Below are 25,658 nucleotides of genomic sequence, written 5' to 3' on the forward strand. Positions count from 1 at the left end.
CTCATGCCACACTCAACGTCCAGCGCCCCGTCCCTCGATCTCATCATGCAGGACGTGGCGCATCAGGTTTATCCGCCGTCCACATTATATGTGGTGGCCACCCCCATCGGAAACGCGGGGGATATCACATTGCGTGCGGTCAACGCGCTCGCAATGGTCGATGCGGTGGCCTGCGAGGATACACGGAATACCGCCCAGCTCCTGCATCGTTACGGGTTGCACAAGGAATTGCTTGCCGCGCATGAACACAACGAGCGTGAAGCGGCGGACAAGCTGATCGCGCGCCTGCAGTCGGGGCAGCGCATCGCTCTGGTCTCCGACGCCGGCACGCCCGCGGTGTCCGATCCGGGCGCGCGCATCGTGGACGCGGTCCGTTCGGCCGGCTTGCGGGTCATGCCCCTGCCGGGCGCATCGGCAGCCGTAAGCGCACTCTCCGCGAGCGGCCTGCTGGGCGACCGCTTCCTGTTCGCCGGGTTTCTTCCGGCCAAGTCGAAGCAGCGCGAAGCAGCCTTGCTGGAATTGAAGAATGTCGCTGCGACGCTGGTGTTCTACGAAGCGCCGCATCGCATCGTCGATATGGTGGATGCGCTTTGCGCCACATTGGAAGCGGAGCGGCAGGTGGTGTTCGCCAGAGAGCTGACGAAGCTGTTCGAAGAAATCCATCGCTGCCGCCTGGGCGACGCCCGCGCCTGGCTGGATGCCGATGCGAACCGGCAAAAGGGCGAGTTCGTCATCCTGGTCGAAGGTGCGCCTCCCGCATCGGACGAGAACGATGCCGAAGCGGAGCGTATCCTGGCGATCCTGCTGGAAGAATGCCCGGTGAAGCAGGCCGCTTCGCTCGCGGCACAGATCACCGGCAAAAAGAAGAATGCGCTGTACGAACGCGCATTGCAGATGAAAGGCGAGCGTTAACGCTGCACGATCATCGGCTTGGCCATGCCGCCGTCCTGCAGTTGCCTGGCCGCGGCATCGGCTTCCGCACGGGTGGCAAACGGCCCGCTGTAGACGCGGAAGAACTTGTTGTATTCCACTACTTCCAGCGGAGGCAGGGGGAGTGCCTGGCCGCTCATGAGGCGGGTGCGTGCAGCCTCGGCATTCGCAGCCTGGGAATAGGCACCAAGTTGCAGGTAGAAGCCCTGCGCAGATGCCGCCTGCGGAGAAGCAACGACAACGGGCGCGGCGGCCATCGCTTGCTCCAGCATGCGCGGCGCTTCGGGTCCGCCGAGGTTGACGGGCATGGCAACGACAGCCACCGTCTCCTGTACCGGGGCGGGACTGTCGATACGCACCTGTTTTTCTCCCTTCCCCATGCGCGCGATTTCCTCGGGCAGGATGCGCTCGACTTCCAGTTCGCTGCTGCCCTTGCCGAGATAGCCGAGCTTGAGGGCAGCCGTATACGACAGGTCGATGATGCGTCCGGAATGGAACGGACCGCGGTCGTTCACCCGCACGACAACCTGCTTGCCGTTCGACAGATTCGTCACCCGCGCATACGACGGAATCGGCAGGGTCGGATGGGCGGCCGTCATCTTGTACATGTCGTAAGGTTCGCCCGATGAGGTCTTCTGTCCGTGGAATTTCCTGCCGTACCAGCTTCCCACGCCACGCTGCTTGAACGGCCGCTCATCCAGCGTCGGCGTGTAGGTCTTGCCGAACACGGTGTAAGGCTTGTTGCCGCGGTTGGCATAGGGTTCGACGCGGGGTTCGGCATCCGGGACGTCCATCAGGCCTTCCGGCGGTGCGTCGCCGGGGCCATCATCCTGGTAATAACCGCCACGGCCGGAACCGGCCGGCGGCAAGGCCGGGAGGCTGGACGGCGCCTTCGCCTGGGCAGCCGGGCGAGCGGGAGAAGGGTCAGTGGACGGCTCGCCGAGCGGGACGCTGCTGCAACCGGCGAGGGCCAGCGGCACGAGCGCCATCAATTGACAGGCAAGGCGGGGGCAGCCGCGAAATACGTGCTGTGACATCTCGTTGTCCTTCTTGATTCTTGTCGAGACAGGGGCCGGGCAAGCGTCCGGCGGCTCGGTGAACAGTTTGCACCGGCACAAGGCTTGCCGCAAGGATAGATTTGTTGCCTTATTGACAGTGGAGCCGGGGAAAAGTTTCCCGGCTCCACTTTCGCGTCAGGTCTGCACCAGCTTGCGATGGCGCTGGATACTCATCAGCATGCCGATGCCGAGGCCGAGCGTTACGAACGCAGTGCCGCCGTAACTCATGAACGGAAGGGGCACGCCGACCACCGGCAGGATGCCGCTGACCATGCCCATGTTCACGAACGCATAGGTAAAGAACATCAGCGTCAGCGCGCCGGCGAGCAGTCGGCTGAACAGGGTCGGCGCGTTGGCGGCGATGAAGAGCCCGCGGCCGATCAGCATCAGGTAAAGGATGAGCAGCGACGTATTGCCGATCAACCCGAACTCTTCCGAATAGACCGCGAAGATGAAGTCGGTCGTACGCTCGGGAATGAACTGCAGGTGGCCCTGTGTACCGTTCAGCCAGCCCTTGCCCATCGGTCCGCCCGAGCCGATGGCGATCATCGACTGGATGATGTGGAATCCCTTGCCGAGCGGATCGGAGGTCGGGTCGATCAGCGTCATCACGCGCTGCCGCTGGTAGTCGTGCATCATCGACCAGCCGATCGGCAGGAAGGCCGCCCCGGCGAGCGCCAGTCCGATGATGATCTTCCATGGCAGGCCGGCGAGGAAGATCACGTAAAAACCCGACGCCATGACCAGCAGCGCGGTGCCGAGGTCGGGCTGCTTCATGATGAGGGCAACCGGCACCATCAGCAGCATGGCGGCCACGATGAACTCTGGAATCCGGATCACGCTCTCCCGCTTCTGGAACCACCATGCGAGCATCAGCGGCGTGGCGATCTTCATGATTTCCGACGGCTGGATGACCACACCGACATTGATCCAGCGTTGTGCGCCCTTCTTGATGATGCCGAAGAGTTCGACACCGACCAGCAGCGCGACACCGACGAGGTAGATCGGCACGGCCAGCCGCATCAGCGTTTGCGGGGAAACGATGGCGGCGACCCACATGATGAGCACCGACAGGAGGATGTTGCGCAGATGTCCTTCCAGCCGGCCCGGGAAGTCGATGCCGGCGGAGACCATCGTGATCGTGCTGGCAAGGAAGACCAGGCCGACGATGATCGTCAGCGGCCAGTCGAACACCATGATGTAGGGTTTGAGCGTGGGCCAGATCGCGCGTTTTTCACCCAATGCAACCGTCGCCATCAGTCTCCCTCCACTTCAATGGGCTGCGCCGCCTTTTCCTTCGATTCCGGCCGCTTGCCGAGCAGGTAATAGTCCAGCGCGAGGCGCGCGATCGGCGCTGCGGCAGCCGCACCGAAACCGCCGTTCTCCACGATCACGGCCAGCGCGATGCGCGGCTTGTCCACGGGCGCAAACGAAATGTAGAGCGAATGGTCGCGATGACGCTCGGGCATCTTCTTCGCATCGTATTTCTCGTTGCGCCCCAGGCCGATCGCCTGCGCGGTACCGGTCTTGCCGGCGGAAACGTACTCCGCCCTGGCGAATGCGCGCGAGGACGTACCCTCTTTCACCACGCCTGCCATCGCGTTCTTCACGAAGTTGAGGTTCTCCTGCTTGAGCGGAATGCGATAGCTTTCCTTCGGCACGGTAAGCGTCTGCTCCTTGGTGACGCCATCCTCGATGGTCTTCACCAAGTGCGGGCGCATTACGATGCCGTCATTGGCAAGGTTCGCCATGGCATGCGCGAGCTGCAGCGGTGTGTAAGCGTTGTAACCCTGGCCGATGCCGACCGACACGGTCTCGCCGGCGTACCACTTCTTGTGCTCCGGTTTCTTGTACGCGTTGCGTTTCCAGGTGGTCGACGGCAGGACCCCGGCGCGCTCGTTTTCCAGGTCGATGCCGGTAATCTGGCCGAAGCCGAACGGCTTCATGAAATCGTGGATGGTATCGATGCCGAGGTCGCTTGCCAGCATGTAGTAATAGGTATTGCAGGACACCACGATGGATTTATACATGTCGACCATGCCGTGGCCGCCCACCTTGTCGTCGCGGAAACGGTGGCTGCCGAACCAGTAGAATCCGGGGTCGGAGATCGCCTGGTTGGGTGTGCGCTTGCCCGTCTCCAGCGCGGCGAGGGCCATGTAAGGCTTGAACGTCGAGCCCGGCGGATAGGTGCCGATCAGCGGACGATTCAGCAGCGGCCGGTCGATGGAGGTGTTCAGCTCGTCCCAGCTCTGCGCGTCGATACCATCGACAAACAGGTTGGGGTCGTAGGTCGGTTTCGACACGTAGGCCAGGATGTCGCCGGTGGAAGGTTCAATCGCGACCAGTGCGCCACGGCGGTCGCCGAAGGCATCCTCGATGATCTTCTGCAGCTCGATGTCGATCGACAGTACCAGGTTCTGGCCAGGCGTGGCTGCGGTTCGCGACAGCGTACGCACCGCGCGGCCGCCCGCGGTGACCTCGACCTCTTCGTAGCCGGTTCGTCCGTGGAGGATGTTCTCGTACTTCTTCTCCAGGCCTTCCTTGCCGATGTAATCGGTGCCGGCGTAGTTCGCGGCATCTTCCATTTCCTCGATGCGCTTCGCGTCCTTCTGGCTGATACGGCCTATGTAGCCGACGACATGGGATGCGGTCTCGCCGAGCGGATACTGGCGGAACAGGCGGGCCTGGATCTCGACGCCGGGGAAACGGTAACGCTGTGCGGTAAAGCGCGCCACCTCTTCGTCGCTGAGGCGGGTACGGATCGGGACGCTTTCGAAATTCTTGGCCTCTTCCAGCAGACGGCGGAAGCGGCGGCGATCCTTTGGCTGGATGTCGACGACGGTCGACAATTCTTCGATGACGCCATCAAGGGTGTCCGAGATCTTGGACGGCGTGATTTCCAGCGTATAGGCGGAGAAGTTGCGCGCGAGGACAACGCCATTGCGGTCCAGGATCAGGCCGCGGTTGGGCACAACCGGGACCACCGAAATCCGGTTGTCCTCAGCCTGGCTCATGTAATCGTTGTGCTTGAACACCTGCAGCCACACGAAGCGCGCGAACAGCAGGCCGAAGCAGATGAACACGAACACCGCCACCACCGAGAGGCGGAGGCGGAAGAAATGCAGTTCCTGTTCAGTGTTCTTAAACTCGGTCATGCGGATTCAGGTCGGTACAAGTCGTGTTCATTCCTGCCATGCAGGGAGTCGTCGAATGCCATGATGCCGCGATCAGATCGGGCGGGTCTCGTCACGGTCGACCGCGCGGCGCTGGGGCGCGAGCAGTATCCAGGTCACGACCGGCCAGAGCGCGGCGGTGATGATGCTTTCCAGGAAGTAGAACCAGCCCGGGAAATCGCCGCTCACCATCAGGCGGATCAGCAACTGGACAAACTGCATCATGAAGAGCAGCGGCAGAACGTGCAGGGTTTGCGTCGGCACCTTGAACCAGAGCACCCGGCGATGGATCATGATCGCGAAATACGACAGCAGCGTGTACGACAGGGCGTTCTCGCCCAGCAGCGTCGCATCGTGCACGTCCATCAGCAGGCCCATGAAGAAGGCAACGCCGATTCCCACCTTGCGCGGCTGGTGGATGCTCCAGAAAACCAGTACCAGCGCGACGAAATCCGGAATGCCCACCCACTGCCCCCAGGGCAGCAGGTTCAGCAGGAAAGCGACGATCAGGCTGGCAATGATGAACAGCGGGTTCGCCGGTAACAGGATGTATTGCGGGCGGTTCATTGCGTGGCTCCCTGCGGTGCCGCGGCCGGGGCTGCCGTCGCGGGCTTGGGCGGCTTGGCCGGAGCGGCTGCCTGCGGTGCGGCCGGTTTGTCGGCCACGGGTTTCTGCGCACCTGCGGCTGGCACCGCCACAGCAGGCTGGGCCGGCTTGGCAGGCGCAGCCGGAGGAACGGCAGGCGCAGCGGGCTTGTCCTGGACCGGTCCTGTCGCGGCGGCCGGCGTCACGGTGCCCGGCGCATTGGGAACGGCCGCCGCCGGCGCCTGCTGTGCGGGCGCAGCTGCACCAGGGGCTGCGGGCGCTGCCGGTGCAGTGCCCGCAGCCGACTGCTTGGCCGCTTCTTTCGCAGCCTCCTTGGCCGCCTCACGCTTCGCTGCCTTTTCCTTCTTCGGATCTTCCGGCTCCGGGCGCGGCGGGAAATTTATTTCGGTCAGCAGGATGAGCAACTGGCGGTTGCGGTCGATACCGGCCAGCGGCTGGCAGACGATGCGCGCAAACGCGTCGGACGACTTGCGGTCCACCTGCGTCACCTTGGCCACCGACAGGCCGGCCGGATACACGCCGTCGATGCCGGACGTGACGAGCATGTCGCCGTTCTGGATGTCGGCATTGGCCGGCATGAAGCGCAGGTCGAGCGAGCCGGAGTGTCCCTGCCCGTAAGCGATGCTGCGCAGCCCGCTGCGCACGACCTGGACAGGGATCGCCTGGTCCTTGTCCGTCAGCAGGGTAATCTCGGATGTAAACGGGAAAGCACGCGTGACCTGGCCGACGACGCCGACATCATCGATCACCGGCTGCCCCGGAGCGACACCGTGGCTGGTGCCGCGGTCGACGATGATCTTGCGGGTAAACGCATCGCGAGCGTCGTAGAGGATCTCGGTCATCACCGATTTCACTGCCAGCCGCTCATTGGCCGACAGCAGCTTGCGCAGGTGGACGTTTTCCGCCGACAACTGCTGCACTTGCTGCAGCGTATGGCCGTTGGCGATCTGCTGTTCCTTGAGCTTGTGGTTTTCCTTCTGCATCGCAGACAGCGACGAAAAGTAGTCTCCGACCATGTAGGCAGCATCGCGCGGCAGCAAGGCAACAACCTGCAAGGGATAGAGCGCGGTGCCGACCACCTGGCGAATGGCGCCGAGCGAGCGCAGGCGCGAATCGGCCACCAGCAGGATCAGGGCAATGAGGGAGAAAAACACCACTTTCGCACGCGCGGAGGCGCCTTGCTTGAAGAGTGGCGGTGGACTGTAATCCATCAGGGTCTAGACTCGGAACGTGACCGGGAATTTCTGTCCATCGGCGCGCCTTGCGGGTTTGGGGCAAGGCGCGCCTGGCAAAACATCGTGTCGATTACTCGTAGGAGAAGATGGAACCGAGCTTGTCCATGCGCTCGAGCGCCATGCCGGAGCCACGCACCACGCAGGTCAGCGGATCCTCGGCGACGATCACCGGCAGGCCGGTTTCTTCCATCAGCAGGCGGTCCAGGTCGCGCAGCAGCGCGCCGCCGCCGGTCAGCATCATGCCCTTCTCGGCGATGTCTGCGCCCAGTTCCGGCGGGGTCTGCTCGAGCGCGTTCTTCACTGCGGAGACGATGTTGTTGAGCGGGTCGGTCAGCGCTTCCAGGATTTCGTTGCTGGAGATGGTGAACGAACGGGGGATGCCTTCGGACAGGTTGCGGCCCTTGACTTCCATTTCCTTGACTTCGGAACCCGGGAAGGCGGAACCGATTTCCTTCTTGATCGCTTCGGCGGTCTGCTCGCCGATCAGCATGCCGTAGTTGCGGCGGATGTAGTTGACGATCGCTTCGTCGAACTTGTCGCCGCCGACACGGACGGAACCCTTGTAGACCATGCCGCCCAGCGAGATGATGCCGACTTCGGTCGTGCCGCCGCCGATATCGACGACCATCGAACCGGTTGCATCGGACACGGGCAGGCCGGCGCCGATTGCGGCGGCCATCGGCTCTTCGATCAGGTAGACCTGCGACGCGCCTGCGCCGAGTGCGGATTCGCGGATCGCGCGGCGCTCGACCTGGGTGGAACCGCAGGGAACGCAAATGATGATGCGCGGGGACGGCTTGAACAGCTTGGAGTCGTGCACCATGCGGATGAACTGCTTGAGCATCTGCTCGGTGACGGTGAAGTCGGCGATCACGCCGTCCTTCATCGGGCGGATGGCTTCGATGTTGCCCGGCACCTTGCCCAGCATCTGCTTGGCTTCCTTGCCGACGGCCTGGATGGTCTTCTTGCCGTTCGGGCCGCCCTGCTGACGAATCGCCACCACCGACGGTTCGTCCAGCACGATACCCATGTTGCGCACGTAGATCAGCGTGTTTGCCGTGCCCAGGTCGATTGCCAGGTCGTTAGAGAAGTAACTGCGTAAAAATCCGAACATGTATGGTCCCGATGCGCATCAGTGGCGCGCTTAACGTTGGTGGTGAAAACCTCGGCACCGGCGACGTGTCAAAGCTGCTATCGCCTGCGAGGTATTAACCCGCCATTCTACCTTATAATTTAGCCGAAGTTAGTCGACGGAAACTTCAAAAATGCGTGCCGGATACGTGCCAGTTCGCGCGTTTTGACAAGTTTTTGCCAGAATTAGAAAACATTTTTACCCCTTTGAAAATCGCGGCCTTCCCAGCGCCGCCCAACCCTTTCCATCATGTCACTCGACCTCTCCGACGTTAAACGCCTTGCCCGACTGGCGCAGCTCGACCTGAACGAAGACCAGGCCGCCAAAACCCTGGACAAGCTCAACGGCATCTTCTCCCTGGTGGAGCAGATGCGCGCCGTGGACACCGCCGGCATCGAGCCGCTCAACCATCCGATCGCCGCCCACCAGAACGATGTGGCCCTGCGCCTGCGCGAGGACGAAGTCACCGAGCCGAACCGCCGGGAGGACTACCAGCAGGTCGCCCCGGCCACGCAGGACGGCCTGTACCTAGTCCCGAAAGTCATCGAATAACAAGAACAGCGCATTTTTTCCCGGATTGCGCCACCGTTACCACTTATGCATACCAAGACACTCAAAGAGCTCTCAGCGCTGCTGCAGGCAAAACAGGTTTCCGCCACCGAACTGGCCAAGCTGTACCTCGCGCGCATCGAACAGAGCGACCTGAACGCATTCATCCATGTCGACGAAACCCTGACGCTGGCCCAGGCCACCGAGGCGGACGCCCGCATTGCCAAAGGCGACACGACGCCCCTCACCGGCATTCCCATCGCGCACAAGGACATTTTCGTCACGCGCGACTGGCGCTCCACCGCCGGCTCGAAGATGCTCTCGAACTACATCAGCCCCTTCGATGCTACCGTGGTGAAACAGTTCCGCGCGGCAGGCATGGTTCACCTCGGAAAATTGAACTGTGACGAATTTGCCATGGGTTCGTCGAACGAGAATTCCTTCTTCGGCCCGGTCAAGAACCCGTGGGACAAGAATGCGATTCCCGGCGGATCCTCCGGCGGCTCTGCAGCCGCCATCGCCGCGCGTTTGGCCCCGGCTGTGACTGCAACCGACACCGGCGGTTCCATTCGCCAGCCGGCATCCTTGTGCGGCGTCACCGGCATCAAGCCGACCTACGGCCGCGTGTCGCGCTTCGGCATGATCGCTTTTGCATCGTCGCTGGACCAGGGCGGCCCGATGGCGCAGACAGCGGAAGACTGCGCCCTGCTGCTCAATGCCATGACCGGTTTCGATCCGCAGGACTCGACCAGCCTCGAACGTCCCGCGGAAGATTTCGCGCGCGACCTCGACAAGCCCCTGCAAGGCCTGAAGATCGGCGTGCCGCGCGAGTACTTCGGCAAGGGACTGGCGAGCGATGTCGAAGAGGCAGTGCGCGGTGCGTTGCGTGAATACGAGAAGCTGGGCGCAACCCTTGTCGACATTTCACTGCCGAAAACCGAGCTGTCGATTCCGGTCTATTACGTCATCGCCCCGGCCGAGGCCTCGTCCAACCTGTCGCGCTTCGATGGCGTGCGCTACGGCCATCGCGCCCAGGACTACAAGGACCTCGCCGACATGTACCGCAAGTCGCGCGCGGAAGGCTTCGGCGAGGAAGTGAAGCGCCGCATCCTGGTCGGCGCCTATGTGCTGTCGCACGGCTACTATGATGCCTACTACCTGCAGGCGCAGAAGATCCGCCGCCTGATCGCACAGGATTTCCAGGAAGCGTTCAAGCAGTGCGACGTCATCATGGGCCCGGTGTCACCGACGGTGGCATGGGACATCGGCGACAAGGCCGACGATCCGGTGGCGAACTATCTTGCCGACATCTTCACGCTGTCGACCAGCCTGGCAGGCCTGCCCGGCATGTCTATTCCCTGCGGATTCGGCAAAGGCGAAAAGAATGCGAAGCGCCCGGTGGGCCTGCAGATCATCGGCAACTACTTCAACGAAGCGAAGCTGCTCAATGTGGCGCACCAGTACCAGCGCGTCACCGACTGGCACAGCCGGACACCGGAAGGCGTATGACTCGCTCCACCCGCGCGACACTGGCCGCCCTCCTGCTGATTGCAGGAACGGCATCGGCTGTCGAACAGCAGCTCGAGACACGCTTCTCATGCAGCGTCGCGCGCCTGGTGGACGGCGAACGCGTGACCTTTGCGGACACCGGCGAGATCCGCCTAACCGGGAGTCACATCGATGCCTTCCGCTGGGAGTCGTCGCTGTTCCGCAGCACGCACGGCTTCGACTGCAGCATCGACGAGAGCGACGGCCTTCTGGCCGAAGTCCGCGATGCGGCGCCGGTCGTGCAGTGGCGCATCGCGCTGAAAAACGCCTACGATGCGCGCACCCGCCGCGGCTACGATTTCGACCGCCTGCCCCGATGCACCATCCGGCTCGAACGCGAAGGCGACACGTTGAACGTGAAGCCGAGCTGCCCGGCGCTCTGCGGATCGCGCCCCAATTTTTCGGAACTGTCGGTGGACCTTAAGACCGGACAGTGCCGTTACGAAGAATAATTTCTGAGGAAAACACTATGCAATGGGAAGTCGTCATCGGACTTGAGACGCACGCACAGCTCTCGACCCAATCGAAAATTTTCAGCGGCGCCTCTACACAATTCGGCGCAGAACCGAACACCCAGGCCTGCCCGGTCGACCTCGCCCTGCCCGGCGTGCTGCCGGTGATGAACAAGGGTGCTGTCGAACGCGCGATCCAGTTCGGCCTCGCCATCGGTGCGAAAGTCGCGCCGCAATCGATCTTCGCCCGCAAGAACTACTTCTACCCCGACCTGCCGAAGGGTTACCAGATCAGCCAGTATGAAATCCCGGTGGTTCAGGGCGGCACGATTTCCTTCGTGCTCGAGAAGGACGGCAAGGCGGAGATGCGGACCGTGCAGCTGACCCGCGCCCACCTAGAAGAAGACGCCGGCAAGTCGCTGCACGAGGACTACCACGGCATGAGCGGCATCGACCTCAACCGAGCCGGCACGCCGCTGCTGGAAATCGTGACGGAACCGGACATGCGCAGCGCAGGGGAAGCCGTCGCCTACGCGAAGGCCCTGCACTCGCTCGTGGTCTGGCTCGGCATCTGCGACGGCAACATGCAGGAAGGCTCCTTCCGCTGCGACGCCAACGTCTCCGTGCGTCCGCTTGGCCAAAAGGAATACGGCACGCGCTGCGAGATCAAGAACCTGAACTCGTTCCGCTTCCTGGAAGAAGCCATCAACTATGAAGTGCGTCGCCAGATCGAGCTGATCGAGGACGGCGGCAAGGTGGTGCAGGAAACCCGCCTGTACGACCCGGACCGCAAGGAAACCCGTTCCATGCGCAGCAAGGAAGACGCGCAGGACTATCGCTACTTCCCCGACCCCGACCTGCCGCCGCTGGTGATCGCGCAGGAATGGATCGAACGCGTGAAGGCGTCCATGCCGGAACTGCCCGGCGCGATGCGCGAGCGCTTCGTGAAGAATTACGGCTTGCCCGAATATGATGCGTCGGTGCTGACGCAATCGAAGGCCATGGCGTCCTACTTTGAAGCCGTGGTGGCAAAAGCCGGCAAGGAACAGGCCAAACCTGCGGCGAACTGGCTGATGGGCGACGTGTCGTCCACCCTGAACCGCGAAGGCGTCGAGATCGCCGATGCGCCGGTCAAGGCGGAACAGCTCGCCGTGCTGCTGCAGCGCATCGCCGACGGCACGATCTCGAACAAGATCGCCAAGGAAGTATTTGCCGGCATGTGGGAAGCACCGTCGGACAAAGAAACGCTGGCCGATGACATCATCGAAGCGAAGGGCCTGAAGCAGATTTCCGACAGCGGGGCGCTCGAGAAGATCGTCGATGAAGTGTTGGCGGCGAACGCCAAGTCGGTCGAGGAATTCCGCTCCGGCAAGGAGAAGGCATTCAACGCCATCATTGGCCAGGCGATGAAGGCCACCAAGGGGAAGGCCAATCCGGCGCAATTGACGGAACTGCTGAAGAAGAAACTGGCAGGCTGATCAGGACAGTGAGCGCGCTTCCCGGCGCGCTCACTTCGCCGCGACGTTCAGTTCGCGGAACCGCCTCACCAATGCATCATGTTTTGCATTGACCTCGGCCACATCGGCCTCGTTCCCCTGGATTGCCTTTCGGGTTGTCGCCACGGTCTGTGCCGCGTCATCGATACGGTGCTGCAGGACGGTAGGCACCGTGGCATTTTTCTTCTTCAAGGCATCGGCTTCTGCCTGGGCCTGTTGCTGCTGCTTCTCCGCCGCTGCCAACGCTGCCTTGTCCCGCTTGATCCTGTCATCCACCTGCTCGAGCGCGCGCTTGCGCGCTTCCTCGATATCGGCCTCGCTCTTGTAACGAGCACGCAGCAGACGGTCGCTTTTGCGCTGCTCGTCGGCAGCAGCCTCATCCGCCTTGCGCTTTTCTTCCTCCTGCTGCAGGCGGCGTTTTTCTTCCGCCGTCATCGGCGCAGGGATGTCGCGGCGCGTGCGCCCGCTCTTGTCGAGCTCGCGCACCGCGCGGTCGGCGCATTCCGGAATGGGACGATCGGAGGTGATGGTGCGGCCGGAAGCATCCTTGCACATGTAGATTTGTGCCTGGACGCCGGCCACCGGCAGCGCAAGGGAAAGGAACAATGCAGTCTTCAGTGAACTCATGGCCCCCTCCCAAGGTGCGTCAGTGAGTTACATCACGCCGTAGCGGCTCCGGTAGGCAGCCACCGCATCCTTGTACTTGGCAAGGTCGGGATTGGCGCCAGCCTTCGAGATATATTCCAACAAATCGGACAAGTTGCCAATAGGCACTACTGGCATGCCGTAGGCTTTGGTCACTTCCTGCACCGCGGAGTGTTCGGACAGCGCGCCCTCCGTGCCCGATTTTTCCATGCGGTCCAGCGCAATCAACACCGCGCTTGGGGTCGCGCCGGCGGCACGGATCATTTCGACCGACTCGCGCACCGACGTCCCTGCCGAGATCACGTCGTCGATGATGACCACCCTGCCCTCCAGCTTGGCGCCGACGATGGTGCCGCCTTCGCCATGGTCCTTGGCTTCCTTGCGGTTGTAGGCGAAGGGCACGTCGCGGCCCTTCTGCGCAAGAGCGATCGACGTAGCGGCCGCGAGCGTGATCCCCTTGTAGGCCGGGCCGAACAGCATGTCGAATTCGACGCCGGAATCGATCAGTGCCTGCGCGTAGAAGTCAGCCAGCTTGCCGAGCGTGGCGCCGTTGTTGAACAGGCCTGCGTTGAAGAAGTAAGGCGACGTGCGGCCCGCCTTGGTGATGAACTCGCCGAAACGCAGCACGCCTGCATTGACGGAGAACTTGATGAATTCCTGGCTCAGCTTGCTCAAGATGACCTCGATGTGAATATATTGACAATTCCGGACCATGCCGGACAAGCACGCATTGTAATGGCTCGGACCGGCCGCAGGGCCGATTTGCCGGACACAAATTTCCGGCGGATCGGGTATGCTAGCCGCTCGTTTTTTCCCGCCGATATCATGCTCAAGATCGTTTCAGCCAATCTCAACGGCATCCGCTCCGCCTCCAAAAAGGGTTTTTTCGACTGGATGGCCAAGCACGACGCGCACTTCGTCTGCGTGCAGGAACTCAAGGCGCAGGCCGCCGACATGACGCCGGAATTCCAGGCCCCCGCCGGTTACCATGGCCATTTCCATTACGCCGAGAAGAAAGGCTATTCGGGTGTCGGCATCTATTCGAAATTCGAGCCGGATGCGATCCAGGTCGGCTTCGGCTGCACCGAATTCGACGCGGAAGGCCGCTATGTGCAATGCGACTTCGGCAAGTTGTCCGTGATCTCGGTGTACTGCCCGTCAGGCTCGTCGAGCGAGGAACGCCAGCAGGCAAAATTCCGCTTCATGGATGTGTTCCTGCCTCACCTGCAGAAGCTGCGCGATTGCGGCCAGGAAGTCGTGCTGTGCGGCGACTGGAACATCGCGCACAAGGAAATCGACCTCAAGAACTGGAAGAGCAACCAGAAGAATTCCGGCTTCCTGCCGGAGGAACGGGAATGGATGACGCAAGTGCTGGGTGACGTCGGCCTGGTCGATGTGTACCGCAAACTGCATCCGGAAACGACCGGAGAAGCCTACACGTGGTGGAGCAACCGCGGTCAGGCGTGGGCGAACAACGTGGGGTGGCGTATCGACTACCACATCTCCACACCGGGCATCGCCGAGAAGGCCTGTGCGGCCTCGGTCTACAAGGACGAGCGCTTCTCGGACCATGCGCCGCTGACCATCGAGTACGACGGCGCAAGCGCATTCCTCAAGGGATAGGCGCGATTCCCTTTACATTGCTGGCATAGGGCGGCAGCTTCGACTGCGGCAGTCCTTTCACCTTCGCATACAAGGGCATGACCGACGACATGTGCTTCCGCATTTCGGCGATGCGGGACTGTCCAGCCGGATGCGTGGACAACCATTCCATCGGGGCATTCTTGCTCACCATGCCCATCTTCTGCCATAACGCGACACCTGCGCGCGGGTCATAACCGGCGCGCGCCACGATGTCGAGCCCGACGAGATCGGCTTCCGTTTCATCGCTGCGCGAAAATTTCAGAATCGCCAGGTTGGCGCCCACGCCAGCGGCCGTATTCGTGAGATTGGGATCGATCCCCAGCAGGGCGGATAGCCCGAATCCAAGCACCTTGGCGCCGACATTGGTCAAATTCGACTTGGCCAGCCTTTCCCTGCCATGCTCGCGCAGCGCATGCGCGATTTCATGGCCCATGACGATGGCCACTTCGTCATCCGTGAGCTTCAGTCCATCGAGGATTCCGGTGAAAAAACCGATCTTCCCGCCGGGCATGCAAAAGGCATTGATCTGCTTGACATCGATGAGGCTGACTTCCCATTTCCAGTCGGTCGCGCCGGGGTTCCAGCGTTCGGCGTGGGGAATCAGCTTTTTTGCGATCGCCCGCAGGCGCTGCACCTGCGGGTCGCTGTCGGGCACGAGGACGCCTTTCTGGCTGGCCTGCTGCTTGAGGCCGGCATACTGCTGCAATGCCGCCGCTTCCAGCTCGCCTTCCGGCACCAGCTTGCGCAGCGGCGACATCTTTTCGACCTTGACGCCGTCCGGGCTGACCTCGTCCTTCGCAAAAGCAGGTGAAGTTGCCGCCGTCAGCACGACAACTGTCATCAGCATGGAAATCAAGCGTTTCATGGTTTGCCCTTTCTGCAAAGGAAAACGTCAGGTTGCCTCGGCATTCCCCTCCAGCCGGACGCGCGGATGCAGCCAGAAGTACAAGGCGACAGCCGGGACGATCGCCAGCGTGGTGATCCAGAAGTAGGTGCCATAACCGACAGCTTCGACGATGCGACCGGAATAGAAGCCGAGCACCTTGCCCGGCAATGTGATCAGCGAGCTGAACAGCGCATACTGCGTCGCGGTATAGCGCTGGTTGACGAGCCCGGACAGGTAGGCCACGGCCGTCGTGCCAAGCACGCCTTGTGCGAGGTTTTCGCCGGAAATCACCAGGGTCAGCATGCGAACGTCGCCGTTGGCGCCGATCAATCCCAGGTACAGGAGATTGCTTGCCGCACCCAGCACGATGCCGACCAGCAGCGCACGTTCGACACCCCAGCGCGCCACGGCGACACCGCCAAGAAACGCGCCTGCGATCCCGATCCAGATGCCATAGACCTTGGAAACGGCTGCGATCTCGGTCTTGGTGAATCCCTGGTCGAGATAGAAGGGTCCCATGATGCCGCCGACCAGCGCCTGGTCGGAGACCTTGAAGAGCAGGATGAAGAGCAGGATCAGCAGACCGACGCGACCGCCGAAACGGCGAAAGAAGTCGGCAAACGGTTCCACCACGCCGTCGCGCAACCCTTCCATCCAGCTTTGGCTGTGGACGCGCAACACTTCGGGCTCGCGCGCCATCAGGTTGACGACGATCGGTATGAGCATGCACAGCGCCATGACCCGGTACACATTGGACCAGACGGTGTAATCGGCGAGCACCAGCGCCAGCGCACCGGTGACGATCAGGGCGATGCGATATCCGAGCGAATAAGTGGCCACCAGCGCGCCTTGCGCTTCGACCGGGGCGATCTCGATGCGATAGGCATCCACCGCAATGTCGAGAGTGGCACCGGCAAAGGCAACCAGGAGGGTCAGGCCGACGAACAGCCCCAGCTGCGACGGCGTCACCGACGCCATCGCGCCCAGCCCGATCATGACCACCACCTGCGCCAGCAGCAGCCAGCTGCGCCGTTGCCCGAGCCGTCCGAGGAGCGGCAAGCGCAAGCGGTCGATGAACGGCGCCCACAGGAACTTGAATGAATACGCCAAGCCCGCGCTGGCGATCATGGTGATGTCCTTGAGCGTGATGCCGTTTTCCTTCAGCCAATAGGCGAGCGTGCCGGCAACGAGCAGGAAAGGCAGGCCGGAGGCGAATCCGAAGAAGAACATGGTCCACGCCGATGGATGCAGGAAGGCATCGCGGATGCGAGCACCTGGCTTGCTGTTTTCCTCTTTCCCGCTCATCGGGCAGGCTCCGGAGGGAACACATTGTTCAGGAGCGGAGAATCGATGCGCCGGGCGGCGTCAATCGGCAGGAGCTTCATGCGGTAGTCTTTTTTCGTAGTCGGAACACGGCAAGGCTACCACGCCAGTTCGGCAGGAATGAGACAGGCTTACCTTCATGCAAAGCAATGCATTCAAGCACTTCGAGTCCGACTTTATTGGCGAGTTCCTCGAAATCCTTGATCGTGGCGCAACGCACGTTGGGGGTGTCGTACCACTCGTACGGCAGCGACTTCGAGACCGGCATGCGTCCGCGCAGCAGCGCGACGCGGTGTGGCCAGTATGCAAAGTTGGGGAAAGAGACGATCGCCTCCCTGCCTACGCGTGCGATATCGGCCAGGATGCCCTCGACGTTCTTCATCATCTGCAGCGCCGACAGGCAGAGCACCGTATCGAATGCGCTGTCGGTAAACATGGCAAGTCCGGCCTCCAGGTCTTGCTGGATGACGGACACGCCGCGGCTGACGCAGGTCGGGATCTTGTTGTCGTCGATCTCGACACCGTATCCGATACAGCGTTTTTCGGATTGCAGGTACTCGAGCATCACGCCGTCGCCGCAGCCGAGGTCGAGCACATGTGACTCGGTCGCCACCCAGTGGGCGATAAAGGCGAGATCCGGTCGCAGGGCGATGAGTTCGCGGAAGTTCATGCGCGCCCTCCGTCGTTGATGTCCTGCCAGATGCGGTCGTAATAGGCTTTCACTACATTCATGTAACGGGGATCCTCGAGCAGGAATGCATCGTGGCCGTGCGGCGCATCGATTTCCGCGTAGTCGACGCGGCGCTTGTTCTTGACCAGTGCCTGCACGATCTCGCGGCTGCGCTCGGGCGAAAAGCGCCAGTCGGTGGTGAAGGACACCAGCAGGTACTGCGCCTTCGTATTGGCCAGCGCCTTGGCGAGATCGTCGCCGTGCTCGCGCGCCGGGTCGAAGTAGTCGAGCGCCTTGGTGATCAGCAGGTAGGTGTTGGCGTCGAAGTACTCGGAAAACTTGTCGCCCTGGTAGCGCAGGTAGGATTCGATCTCGAAATCGATGCCAAAGCCGAACTGGAAATCACCGTTGCGCAGCGAGCGTCCGAATTTCTCGGCCATGCTGTCATCCGATAGGTAAGTGATGTGGCCGACCATGCGCGCCACGCGCAGGCCGCGCTTGGGCACCACGCCGTGCGCATAATAGTCGCCGCCGTGGAAATCCGGATCGGTCAGGATGGATTGCCGGGCGACGTCGTTGAAGGCGATGTTCTGCGCGGAGAGCTTGGGCGTCGATGCGATCACGACCGCATGCCGCAGGCGCTCCGGGAAGATCATGCTCCACGCCAGCGCCTGCATGCCGCCGAGCGAACCGCCCATGACGGCGGCAAACTTCTCGATGCCCAGCCGGTCGGCCAGTCGCGCCTGCGCATTGACCCAGTCTTCCACCGTGACGACGGGAAAGCTGGCGCCGTAGGGTTTGCCGGTAGCAGGATTGATATGCATCGGACCGGTCGAGCCGAAGCAGGAGCCGGGATTGTTCACGCCGATGACGAAGAAGCGGTCGGTGTCCACCGGTTTGCCGGGGCCGACCATGTTGTCCCACCAGCCGACATTCTTGCTGCCGTCCACTCCTTCATAGATACCGGCGACGTGATGCGACGCGTTGAGCGCGTGGCAGACCAGCACCGCGTTGGACCGGTCCGCATTGAGCGTGCCGTAGGTTTCGTACATCAGGGTGTAATCGGCAAGCGTGGCGCCGCTGCGCAGTGTCAGCGGTTCCGGGAAATGCATCGATTTGGGTGAAACGATTCCGATGGATGGCATAAAGATCCAGATAACAAGCGCCGGATTTTCGTGGAATCCGTTGCGCCGAAAACAAAAAAGCCCGACAGCGAACAGCTTATCGGGCTTTCAGGGCTTTCTTGCAAGCACGCTTTAGCCGTATTTATTACGCGCCCGCAAGCTGATCATCAAATCGGCGCATTGCATAAGAATAACCAAGTCGCTTCCACCAGTCAAACCGGCTGAGTTGGGATCCTTGTTTGCTTTACAAGCTTCTTCCGGCTGCTAATCTGCCTAGAGCGGCAATCGCGCAAACATGATAAAACAGCAACGCCATGGCAAACCGCAAAACAATGATCGAAAGCTAAATGCAAGCTAAGGTGTTTTACATTACGCCGGACAGCGCATGCACCCTGGCGCTCACACAATAATCAGGGTTGCCTTACTAGGAAGAAGGAGATTTACCATGACTATCGGCAAACGCAATTCCCTCAGCCGCTGGCTGCTCAGCTCGATCACGGCGCTCGGCCTGGTCGCCAGCGCACCGGCACTCGCCCTCGACAGCATCAAAATGCTGGTGCCGGCCAACCCGGGCGGCGGCTGGGACCAGACCGGCCGCGGCCTCGCCCAGGCAATGCAGCAGAGCGAAACCGTCAAGAAGGTCCAGATCGACAACAAGGGCGGCGCTGCCGGCACCATCGGCCTGGCGCAGTTCGTCAACTCAGCCAAGGGCGACCCGACAGCGGTCCTGATCGGCGGCAGCGTGATGGTCGGCGGCATCGCGCTCAACAAGTCCCCGGTCAACCTCTCGCAAGTCACGCCGATCGCACGGCTGACCGGCGAATATGACGTGCTGGTCGTCCCGGCCAGCTCCCCGATCAAGTCGCTCAAGGACCTGATCGCCCAGTTCAAGGCCAACCCGGGCGCCGTTTCCTGGGGCGGCGGCTCGGCCGGCGGCACCGACCACATCATCGTGGCGATGATCGCGCAGGCAACCGGCGTGGATGTCAGCAAGATCAACTACATCCCGTTCGCCGGCGGCGGCGAGGCGCAGGCCGCCATTCTCGGCGGCCACGTGACGGTCGGCCTTTCCGGCTACAACGAGTTTGCCGGCCAGATCCAGTCGGGCAAGTTCCGCCCGCTGGCTGTGACTTCCGGCAAGCGCCTCCCGGGTATCGATGTCCCGACGCTGAAGGAGCAAGGCGTGGATGTCGAATTGTCCAACTGGCGTGCGATTTTTGCCGCGCCCGGCATCAATGATGCGCAGAAGCGTGAGCTGATGATGACGGTCGACAAGGCAGTCAAGAGCAAGTCCTGGCAGGACCTGCTCGCCAAGAACGGCTGGGCGGATGCCTATCTGCCGGGCGACGCGTTCCAGCAATACCTCGAAAATGAAGTGAAGCAGACCGAGAAAATCATCAACGGCCTCGGCCTCGTCAAGAAGTAAGCGCCTGTCCACGGCGCATCCGCACCGGTCCGTCCGGACGCAAGGACGGACCGCACCATGTCTTGCCCCGGCCGGCGCAAAGGCAGCTCGCCTTGCACGCCGTGCCGGTATAAAAATAAAGACATAACCATTCGAACTCTAGGTGAACAACATGACCACTCGTTCTCCGATCAACCCGGGAGAGCTGATGGTGTCCATCGCATTGGCGACGCTGGGCATCTTCGTCGTCGCCAGTACGCAGGACATCTCGGCCGGCGGCGGCTACTCGCAGGTGGGTCCGCGCGCATTCCCCTACCTGATTGGCACCGGCCTGATGATCCTCGGCGGCATCCTCAGCTGGCAAGCAGTCTCCGGCGGCTGGCGCAATGTCCCGATGGACGACGAAACCAACCATGACGCGCCGGACTGGGTTGCCTTTGCGATCCTGAGCACGGGTGTAATCCTGCACATGGCGTCCATCGCGTGGGCCGGCTTCGTGCTCGCCTCGACCTTCCTCTTTACGCTCGTGGCGCGCGGCTTCGGCAGCCGCAGGTTGTTCCGCGATATCGTTGTCGGCCTGATCGTCGCCACGATCGCCTTCTTCATTTTCACGCGCGGTCTCGGACTGAATCTGCCGAGCGGCCTGCTGGGAGGGCTGTGAGCATGGAAACCTTCAATGCATTGATTGCCGGGTTCGGCGTCGCGATGACGATGCAGAATCTGATGCTGGGTTTCATTGGCGTCACCCTCGGCACGCTCGTGGGTGTGCTGCCTGGCGTCGGCCCGGCACTGACTGTCGCCTTGTTGCTGCCGGCGACTGCCAGCTTCGACCCGACCGGCGCGCTGATCATGTTCGCCGGCATCTATTACGGCGCGATGTATGGCGGCTCGACCACATCGATCCTGCTCAATACACCGGGCGAATCGGCCACCATCATGACGGCGCTCGAGGGCAACAGGATGGCCAAGAACGGGCGCGCCGGTCCGGCACTGTCCACCTCGGCCATCGGCTCCTTCGTCGCCGGCACCATCTCCGTCGTGATGCTGACCGCCGTAGCGCCGCTGGTGGTGGATGTTGCGATCAAGTTCGGCCCCGCCGAATACTTTGCCGTGATGATCCTTGCCTTCGTTACCGTATCCACCCTCCTCGGCGCTTCGATGGCACGCGGACTGGCGAGCCTGTTCTTCGGCCTGTGGATCGGCCTGATCGGCATTGACGGCCAGACCGGCCAGCCGCGCTTCACCATGGGTATCCCGGAGCTGCTCGACGGCATCGACGTCGTCGTCGCGGCCGTGGGCCTGTTCGCGGTCGGCGAAACGCTTTACCTTGCCACTTACCTGAACAAGGCCGAGGACAAGCTGGAGCAGGTCAAGGGTTCGATCTGGATGTCGAAATCCGACTGGGCGCGTTCCTGGAAACCGTGGCTGCGCGGCACGGTCCTCGGATTCCCGATCGGCGCGATGCCGGCGGGCGGTTCCGAGATCCCGACCTTCCTGTCGTATTCGATCGAAAAGAAGCTCAGCAGGAATCCGGAAGAGTTCGGCAACGGTGCCATCGAAGGCGTGGCAGGTCCGGAAGCGGCGAACAATGCATCGAGCACCGGCACGCTCGCCATGCTGCTGACGATCGGCCTGCCGACATCGGCCACGGCGGCAATCGTGCTGGCGGCGTTCCAGCAATACGGCCTGCAACCGGGTCCGCTGCTGTTCGAAACCCAGCCGCTGCTGGTCTGGGGCCTGATCGCCTCCATGTACATCGGCAATGTGCTGCTGCTGATCCTGAATCTGCCGCTGGTCGGCGTGTGGATCAAGCTGCTGTCGATCCCGCGCCCGCTGCTGTACGGCGGCATCCTGATCTTCGCCACGCTCGGCGCCTACGGCCTGCGCAATTCGTGGTTCGACCTGCTGCTGCTGTACATCATCGGCCTGATCGGCTTCCTGATGCGCCGTTACGACATCCCGGTTGCGCCGACCATCGTCGGCATGATCCTCGGACCGGTGGCGGAACAGCAGTTGCGCCGCGCGCTGTCGATCAGCCAGGGCGACATGACGATCTTCGTCACCAAGCCGATCTCGGCGTCGATCCTCCTGCTGACTGCGGCACTGGTGATCGGTCCCTTGCTGTGGAAGCGCCATCAGGCAAGGCGCGCCGCAGCGATGCCGGAAGCGGCACCATCCTGATTGCAGGCAATGCAATGAAAAAGGGGACTCGATCGAGAGTCCCCTTTTTTGTTGGCGCCTGCAACAGTCCTGTCAGAGCTCGCGCAGCTGCTCGACGGCGCTGAGGATGGCCGCCGGCTCCATCGTGCGCAGGATCTTCTTCGTCTGCGCAGCAATGGCGTGCAGGTCGGTGTTGAGAATTTCCTGCTTCACCGAAAGGATCTGCGTCGGATGCATGGAAAATTCGCGCAGTCCCATGCCGAGCAGCAGGCGCGTCATGCGCGTATCGCCCGCCATCTCGCCGCAGACGGATATCGGAACACCCGCCTTCGCACCGATCGAGATCGTGCTTGCCAGCAGGTACAGCACCGCCGGATGCAGCGGGTTGTAGAGATGCGCAACCTCGTGGTCCGCGCGGTCGATGGCCAGCGTGTACTGGATCAGGTCGTTGGTGCCGACCGACAGGAAATCCATGCGCTTGACGAACATCGGCAGCGTGAGCGCAGCGGCGGGAATTTCGATCATCGCGCCGACCGGGATCAGCGGGTCGAATTTCTTGTTCTGCTCGCGCAATTGCGCCTTGGCCTGTTCGATCATCGCCAGGCTCTGGTCGATCTCGAAGGCATGTGCGAGCATCGGGATCAGCAGCTTGATCGGGCCGTAGGCAGACGCGCGCAGGATCGCGCGCAACTGCTGCAGGAACATCTGCGGCTCGGCGAGGCAAAAGCGGATCGCGCGCAGGCCGAGTGCGGGGTTGAGCGCGGTCTGCTCGGCGGAATCGAGCGGCTTGTCGGCGCCGATGTCGAGCGTGCGGATGGTGACCGGCCGCCCCTTCATCGCCACGACGGCCTGGCGGTAGGACTCGAACTGCTCGTCCTCGGAAGGCAGCTTGTTGACGAAACCGGCGCGGCCCATGAAAAGGAATTCGGAACGGAACAGGCCGACGCCCATGGCGCCGGAGTCGAGCGCGCCCGGGCAGTCGTCCGGCAGCTCGATATTGGCAAGCAGCGTGATCTCGGTGCCGTCCTTGGTGATGGCCGGGGTCTTTTTCAGCTTGCCGAGCTTCTTGCGCTCGCGCATCAGCCGCTGCTGCAGATCGCGGTACTGCTCCAGCACGTTCGGCGGCGGCTCGACGATCACCACGCCCGCATCGCCGTCGATGATGATCAGGTCATCCTGCTCGATCAGCGCGGAGGCGTTGGACATGCCGACAGCGGCAGGGATGTCGAGGCTGCGTGCAACGATCGCGGTATGCGAGTTCTGACCGCCGAGGTCGGTCACGAATCCACCGAATGCCCGATCCTTGAACTGCAGCATGTCGGCCGGCGATATGTCATGGGCAACCACGATCATGCGTCCGGCATTCTCGTCGCCATCGCTATGCGTCGGCAAAGTGGTGGCACTTCCCGTCAGCACCTTCAGTACGCGCTCGCCGACCTGCTGGATGTCGCTCTTGCGCTCGCGCAGGTAGGCATCCTCGATTTCGTCGAATTGCGCGGACAGCTCGTCGATCTGCGTGACCAGCGCCCATTCCGCGTTGTAATAGCGCGTGCGAATGATGTCGAGTGGCACTTCGGCAATCATCGGGTCCGACAGGATCAGCGCATGCACATCGATGAACGCGCCCAGCTCGGCGGGCGCGTCTTTCGGCAGCTCGTTCCAGATCGTCTGCAGTTCCTTGTGGACGCTGGCGATCGCCTTTTGCAGGCGCAGCACTTCCGCCTCGACCTGTTCCTGCGAGATCAGGTAATGCTTGACGTCGAGCGCAGCCGGCGCGAGCAGGTGCGCGCGGCCGATCGCGATACCGCGTGAGACGGGAATCCCGTGGAGCGTGAAGGAAGCCATTCTGTGTGCCGGGCCTATGGTGGTCGAAAAGGCTTACTCGCCTTCGCCGAACTTATTCTGTATCAGCTCGAAGAGCGCGTCAAAACACTCTTTCTCGTCCGCGCCTTCCGTCTCCAGCACGACTTTCGAGCCCTTGCCGGCAGCCAGCATCATGACACCCATGATGGACTTGGCATTGACCCGGCGCGCATTGCGCGTCAGCCAGACTTCGCTCTTGTACTTGGCAGCCAGTTGCGTGAGTTTTGCGGAGGCTCGCGCGTGCAGGCCCAGCTTGTTGATGATTTCGATTTCCTGTTGAATCATTTTCTTGTGCTTGTTGTTCAGTTGGGAGAGAGCCGCACGCGGTTGTCCACCCGCACCGCGCCGCTCTGCCCTCCGGCAAGGGCCATTTCCACGACGACATCGATCGTGTCGTTGCGATAGGTCAGCGCCCGCAGGAGCATCGGAAGGCTGATACCTGCGATAACCTCGATATGTCCCGGGTTGCACAGCTTGAGTGTGCAATTGGACGGCGTGCCTCCCATGACGTCCGTGATGACCAGCACGCCGGAACCATCGTCGAGCCGCTTGATCGCTTCCTGCGCGATCCGGTTCACTTCGGCGGGATCCTGGTCGGCGCGCACGTCGATCGCCTCCATGCGCTCCGGTCGCGCGCGAAAGACGTGCGTGGCGGCGTCCATGAACGCGTTCCCCAGCGGTGCGTGCGTCAGAAGAAGAATCCCTACCATGATCTGTCCGGCCAAGAACAGTCGCGTGCGCGGTTGAACACCTGCCCTCCCCGAGCCGACGACCTGTCCGTCGTTATTCTCCGCGCACCGATTGCGCGAAGCGAATTATTGGCACTGTCTCTCCAGTGCGTCGATGAACATGCCTGCCACATCGAATCCTGTCTGCTGCTTGATTTCCTGAAAGCACGTGGGACTGGTGACGTTGATTTCCGTCAGGCAGTCGCCAATCACGTCCAATCCTACCAGCAATAAGCCGCGCTTCAAAAGAACTGGCGCAAGGGCTTCGCCGATTTCCCGGTCGCGCGCCGATATCGGCTGCGCTACGCCAAGACCGCCGGCGGCGAGATTGCCGCGCACTTCACCGCCTTGCGGAATGCGCGCCAGGCAAAACGGCACTACCGCCCCGCCGATCAGCAGCACGCGCTTGTCGCCTTGGACGATTTCCGGGATGAAGCGCTGGACCATGATGGTGTGCGCGCCGTTTCCGGTAAGCGTTTCAATGATCGAGCCGAGATTCATGCCGTCTTCCCCGACACGGAAGATGCCCGCCCCACCCATGCCGTCCAGCGGCTTGAGGATGATGTCCTTGTGTTCCTGGTGGAAGGCCCGGACGCGCGCCGCGTCGCTGGTCACCAGCGTCGGCGCCGTGAACTGCGGGAACTGCGCGATCGCCAGCTTTTCGTTATGGCTGCGGATCGCCTCCGGCCGATTGAAGACATGCGCGCCCTGCTTCTCCGCCACTTCGAGCAGGTAAGTCAGGTAGATGTACTCCATGTTGAAAGGAGGGTCCTTGCGCACAACGATGGCATCGAATGCATCCAGGGTCGACGCCAGCGGCGGTTCGGCGCGGTACCAGTCATCCTGGTCGCCCGTCAGCGTGATCCGTCGTATGTCGGCGGACACCTTGCCGTTTTGGAAGGCCATGTCCTTCTGCTGGAATGCAAAAATCTCGTGGCCGCGGCGCGCAGCCTCGACCATCATTGCGTACGTCGTGTCCTTGTAGATCTTGAAATGGTCCAGCGGGTCGGCAAGGAAAGCGAATTTCATGC

At 62.1% G+C, this 25,658-nt stretch carries 26 protein-coding genes; 10 read left to right on the top strand and 16 right to left on the bottom strand.

All coding sequences use genetic code 11. The features are described from left to right. The first annotated feature begins 3 nt into the window (after positions 1-3). Positions 4-912 (top strand): 16S rRNA (cytidine(1402)-2'-O)-methyltransferase, encoded by a 909-nt coding sequence (rsmI, locus tag AC3WOY_RS10295; RefSeq protein WP_492423369.1) that lies wholly within the window; start codon positions 4-6, stop codon positions 910-912. On the opposite strand, the gene AC3WOY_RS10300 is transcribed toward rsmI, so the two are convergent. The 6 genes from AC3WOY_RS10300 to AC3WOY_RS10325 all read right to left on the bottom strand — a co-directional run bounded on the left by AC3WOY_RS10300 (position 909) and on the right by AC3WOY_RS10325 (position 8,116). Continuing rightward, on the bottom strand, positions 909-1,967 hold the full coding sequence (locus tag AC3WOY_RS10300) for a septal ring lytic transglycosylase RlpA family protein (RefSeq protein WP_492423371.1): 1,059 nt from the start codon (positions 1,965-1,967) through the stop codon (positions 909-911). The genes rsmI and AC3WOY_RS10300 overlap by 4 nt on opposite strands. A 156-nt stretch (positions 1,968-2,123) precedes the next feature. After that, positions 2,124-3,245, bottom strand: coding sequence for a rod shape-determining protein RodA (gene rodA, locus AC3WOY_RS10305; RefSeq protein ID WP_492423373.1), 1,122 nt, complete (start codon positions 3,243-3,245; stop codon positions 2,124-2,126). Further along, positions 3,245-5,143: a penicillin-binding protein 2 gene (gene mrdA / locus AC3WOY_RS10310; protein ID WP_492423375.1), complete on the bottom strand. Its 1,899-nt coding sequence runs from the start codon at positions 5,141-5,143 to the stop codon at positions 3,245-3,247. Before mrdA ends, rodA begins: the two co-directional genes overlap by 1 nt. A 72-nt stretch (positions 5,144-5,215) precedes the next feature. Beyond that, positions 5,216-5,728, bottom strand: coding sequence for a rod shape-determining protein MreD (mreD, locus tag AC3WOY_RS10315; RefSeq protein WP_492423377.1), 513 nt, complete (start codon positions 5,726-5,728; stop codon positions 5,216-5,218). Next, complete coding sequence (gene mreC / locus AC3WOY_RS10320; protein ID WP_492423379.1) at positions 5,725-6,978, bottom strand: rod shape-determining protein MreC; 1,254 nt, start codon at positions 6,976-6,978, stop codon at positions 5,725-5,727. Before mreC ends, mreD begins: the two co-directional genes overlap by 4 nt. Positions 6,979-7,072: 94 nt before the next feature. Beyond that, positions 7,073-8,116 (bottom strand): rod shape-determining protein, encoded by a 1,044-nt coding sequence (locus tag AC3WOY_RS10325; RefSeq protein ID WP_057290805.1) that lies wholly within the window; start codon positions 8,114-8,116, stop codon positions 7,073-7,075. A 267-nt stretch (positions 8,117-8,383) separates the two neighbouring features. Between AC3WOY_RS10325 and gatC the strand changes: the two genes are divergently transcribed. Genes gatC through gatB form a run of 4 tightly spaced genes read left to right on the top strand, consistent with a single transcriptional unit; the run spans position 8,384 to position 12,161 of the window. Further along, a complete protein-coding gene (gene gatC, locus AC3WOY_RS10330) occupies positions 8,384-8,686 on the top strand; it encodes an Asp-tRNA(Asn)/Glu-tRNA(Gln) amidotransferase subunit GatC (protein WP_492423382.1) in 303 nt (100 codons plus the stop codon). A 45-nt stretch (positions 8,687-8,731) separates the two neighbouring features. Further along, positions 8,732-10,192, top strand: coding sequence for an Asp-tRNA(Asn)/Glu-tRNA(Gln) amidotransferase subunit GatA (gene gatA, locus AC3WOY_RS10335; protein ID WP_492423384.1), 1,461 nt, complete (start codon positions 8,732-8,734; stop codon positions 10,190-10,192). Continuing rightward, the gene (locus AC3WOY_RS10340) at positions 10,189-10,683 is read left to right on the top strand and encodes a hypothetical protein (protein WP_492423386.1); all 495 of its coding nucleotides are present in this window, start codon (positions 10,189-10,191) and stop codon (positions 10,681-10,683) included. Before gatA ends, AC3WOY_RS10340 begins: the two co-directional genes overlap by 4 nt. A 17-nt stretch (positions 10,684-10,700) precedes the next feature. Beyond that, positions 10,701-12,161, top strand: coding sequence for an Asp-tRNA(Asn)/Glu-tRNA(Gln) amidotransferase subunit GatB (gene gatB, locus AC3WOY_RS10345; protein WP_492423388.1), 1,461 nt, complete (start codon positions 10,701-10,703; stop codon positions 12,159-12,161). Between the two features lie 30 nt (positions 12,162-12,191). Here gatB and AC3WOY_RS10350 read toward each other — a convergent pair whose 3' ends face one another. Together AC3WOY_RS10350 and pyrE are read right to left on the bottom strand one after the other, a co-directional pair. Then, positions 12,192-12,806 carry a DUF4124 domain-containing protein gene (locus AC3WOY_RS10350; protein ID WP_492423390.1) on the bottom strand — a complete coding sequence of 205 codons (615 nt, stop codon included), beginning with the start codon at positions 12,804-12,806 and terminating at the stop codon, positions 12,192-12,194. Between the two features lie 27 nt (positions 12,807-12,833). Continuing rightward, positions 12,834-13,499 (bottom strand): orotate phosphoribosyltransferase, encoded by a 666-nt coding sequence (gene pyrE / locus AC3WOY_RS10355; RefSeq protein ID WP_492423392.1) that lies wholly within the window; start codon positions 13,497-13,499, stop codon positions 12,834-12,836. Between the two features lie 150 nt (positions 13,500-13,649). Here pyrE and AC3WOY_RS10360 point away from each other — a divergent pair, with 150 nt between their 5' ends. Beyond that, positions 13,650-14,447, top strand: coding sequence for an exodeoxyribonuclease III (locus AC3WOY_RS10360; RefSeq protein ID WP_492423394.1), 798 nt, complete (start codon positions 13,650-13,652; stop codon positions 14,445-14,447). Here the strand turns inward: AC3WOY_RS10360 and AC3WOY_RS10365 are convergent. The 4 genes from AC3WOY_RS10365 to metX all read right to left on the bottom strand — a co-directional run bounded on the left by AC3WOY_RS10365 (position 14,437) and on the right by metX (position 18,492). Next, on the bottom strand, positions 14,437-15,333 hold the full coding sequence (locus tag AC3WOY_RS10365; RefSeq protein WP_492423396.1) for a M48 family metallopeptidase: 897 nt from the start codon (positions 15,331-15,333) through the stop codon (positions 14,437-14,439). The two genes, AC3WOY_RS10360 and AC3WOY_RS10365, sit on opposite strands and share 11 nt — an antisense overlap. 27 nt (positions 15,334-15,360) lie before the next feature. Next, entirely contained in the window at positions 15,361-16,659 is a 1,299-nt protein-coding gene (locus tag AC3WOY_RS10370; protein WP_492423398.1) for an AmpG family muropeptide MFS transporter, read from the bottom strand. A gap of 76 nt (positions 16,660-16,735) precedes the next feature. Next, the gene (gene metW / locus AC3WOY_RS10375) at positions 16,736-17,347 is read right to left on the bottom strand and encodes a methionine biosynthesis protein MetW (RefSeq protein WP_492423400.1); all 612 of its coding nucleotides are present in this window, start codon (positions 17,345-17,347) and stop codon (positions 16,736-16,738) included. Continuing rightward, positions 17,344-18,492 carry a homoserine O-succinyltransferase MetX gene (metX, locus tag AC3WOY_RS10380; RefSeq protein WP_492423402.1) on the bottom strand — a complete coding sequence of 383 codons (1,149 nt, stop codon included), beginning with the start codon at positions 18,490-18,492 and terminating at the stop codon, positions 17,344-17,346. Before metX ends, metW begins: the two co-directional genes overlap by 4 nt. Before the next feature lie 30 nt (positions 18,493-18,522). Between metX and AC3WOY_RS10385 the strand changes: the two genes are divergently transcribed. The 4 genes from AC3WOY_RS10385 to AC3WOY_RS10400 all read left to right on the top strand — a co-directional run bounded on the left by AC3WOY_RS10385 (position 18,523) and on the right by AC3WOY_RS10400 (position 22,057). Continuing rightward, entirely contained in the window at positions 18,523-18,696 is a 174-nt protein-coding gene (locus AC3WOY_RS10385; protein WP_492423404.1) for a hypothetical protein, read from the top strand. 220 nt (positions 18,697-18,916) lie between these two features. Next, positions 18,917-19,897 carry a Bug family tripartite tricarboxylate transporter substrate binding protein gene (locus AC3WOY_RS10390; RefSeq protein WP_492423406.1) on the top strand — a complete coding sequence of 327 codons (981 nt, stop codon included), beginning with the start codon at positions 18,917-18,919 and terminating at the stop codon, positions 19,895-19,897. Positions 19,898-20,048: 151 nt separating this feature from the next. Further along, on the top strand, positions 20,049-20,537 hold the full coding sequence (locus tag AC3WOY_RS10395) for a tripartite tricarboxylate transporter TctB family protein (RefSeq protein WP_492423408.1): 489 nt from the start codon (positions 20,049-20,051) through the stop codon (positions 20,535-20,537). 2 nt (positions 20,538-20,539) lie between these two features. Further along, on the top strand, positions 20,540-22,057 hold the full coding sequence (locus AC3WOY_RS10400) for a tripartite tricarboxylate transporter permease (RefSeq protein ID WP_492423410.1): 1,518 nt from the start codon (positions 20,540-20,542) through the stop codon (positions 22,055-22,057). 72 nt (positions 22,058-22,129) lie between these two features. On the opposite strand, the gene ptsP is transcribed toward AC3WOY_RS10400, so the two are convergent. The 4 genes from ptsP to gshB all read right to left on the bottom strand — a co-directional run bounded on the left by ptsP (position 22,130) and on the right by gshB (position 25,656). Continuing rightward, positions 22,130-23,881 (bottom strand): phosphoenolpyruvate--protein phosphotransferase, encoded by a 1,752-nt coding sequence (gene ptsP, locus AC3WOY_RS10405; protein WP_492423412.1) that lies wholly within the window; start codon positions 23,879-23,881, stop codon positions 22,130-22,132. Between the two features lie 33 nt (positions 23,882-23,914). Then, positions 23,915-24,184: an HPr family phosphocarrier protein gene (locus AC3WOY_RS10410; protein ID WP_325013843.1), complete on the bottom strand. Its 270-nt coding sequence runs from the start codon at positions 24,182-24,184 to the stop codon at positions 23,915-23,917. Positions 24,185-24,201: 17 nt separating this feature from the next. Then, positions 24,202-24,609, bottom strand: a complete 408-nt coding sequence (locus AC3WOY_RS10415; protein WP_492423415.1) for a PTS sugar transporter subunit IIA — start codon at positions 24,607-24,609, stop codon at positions 24,202-24,204. Positions 24,610-24,714: 105 nt separating this feature from the next. Then, complete coding sequence (gene gshB, locus AC3WOY_RS10420) at positions 24,715-25,656, bottom strand: glutathione synthase (protein ID WP_492423417.1); 942 nt, start codon at positions 25,654-25,656, stop codon at positions 24,715-24,717. Positions 25,657-25,658: the final 2 nt, after the last annotated feature.

Source organism: Noviherbaspirillum sp. FW303-A3, assembly GCF_058788695.1.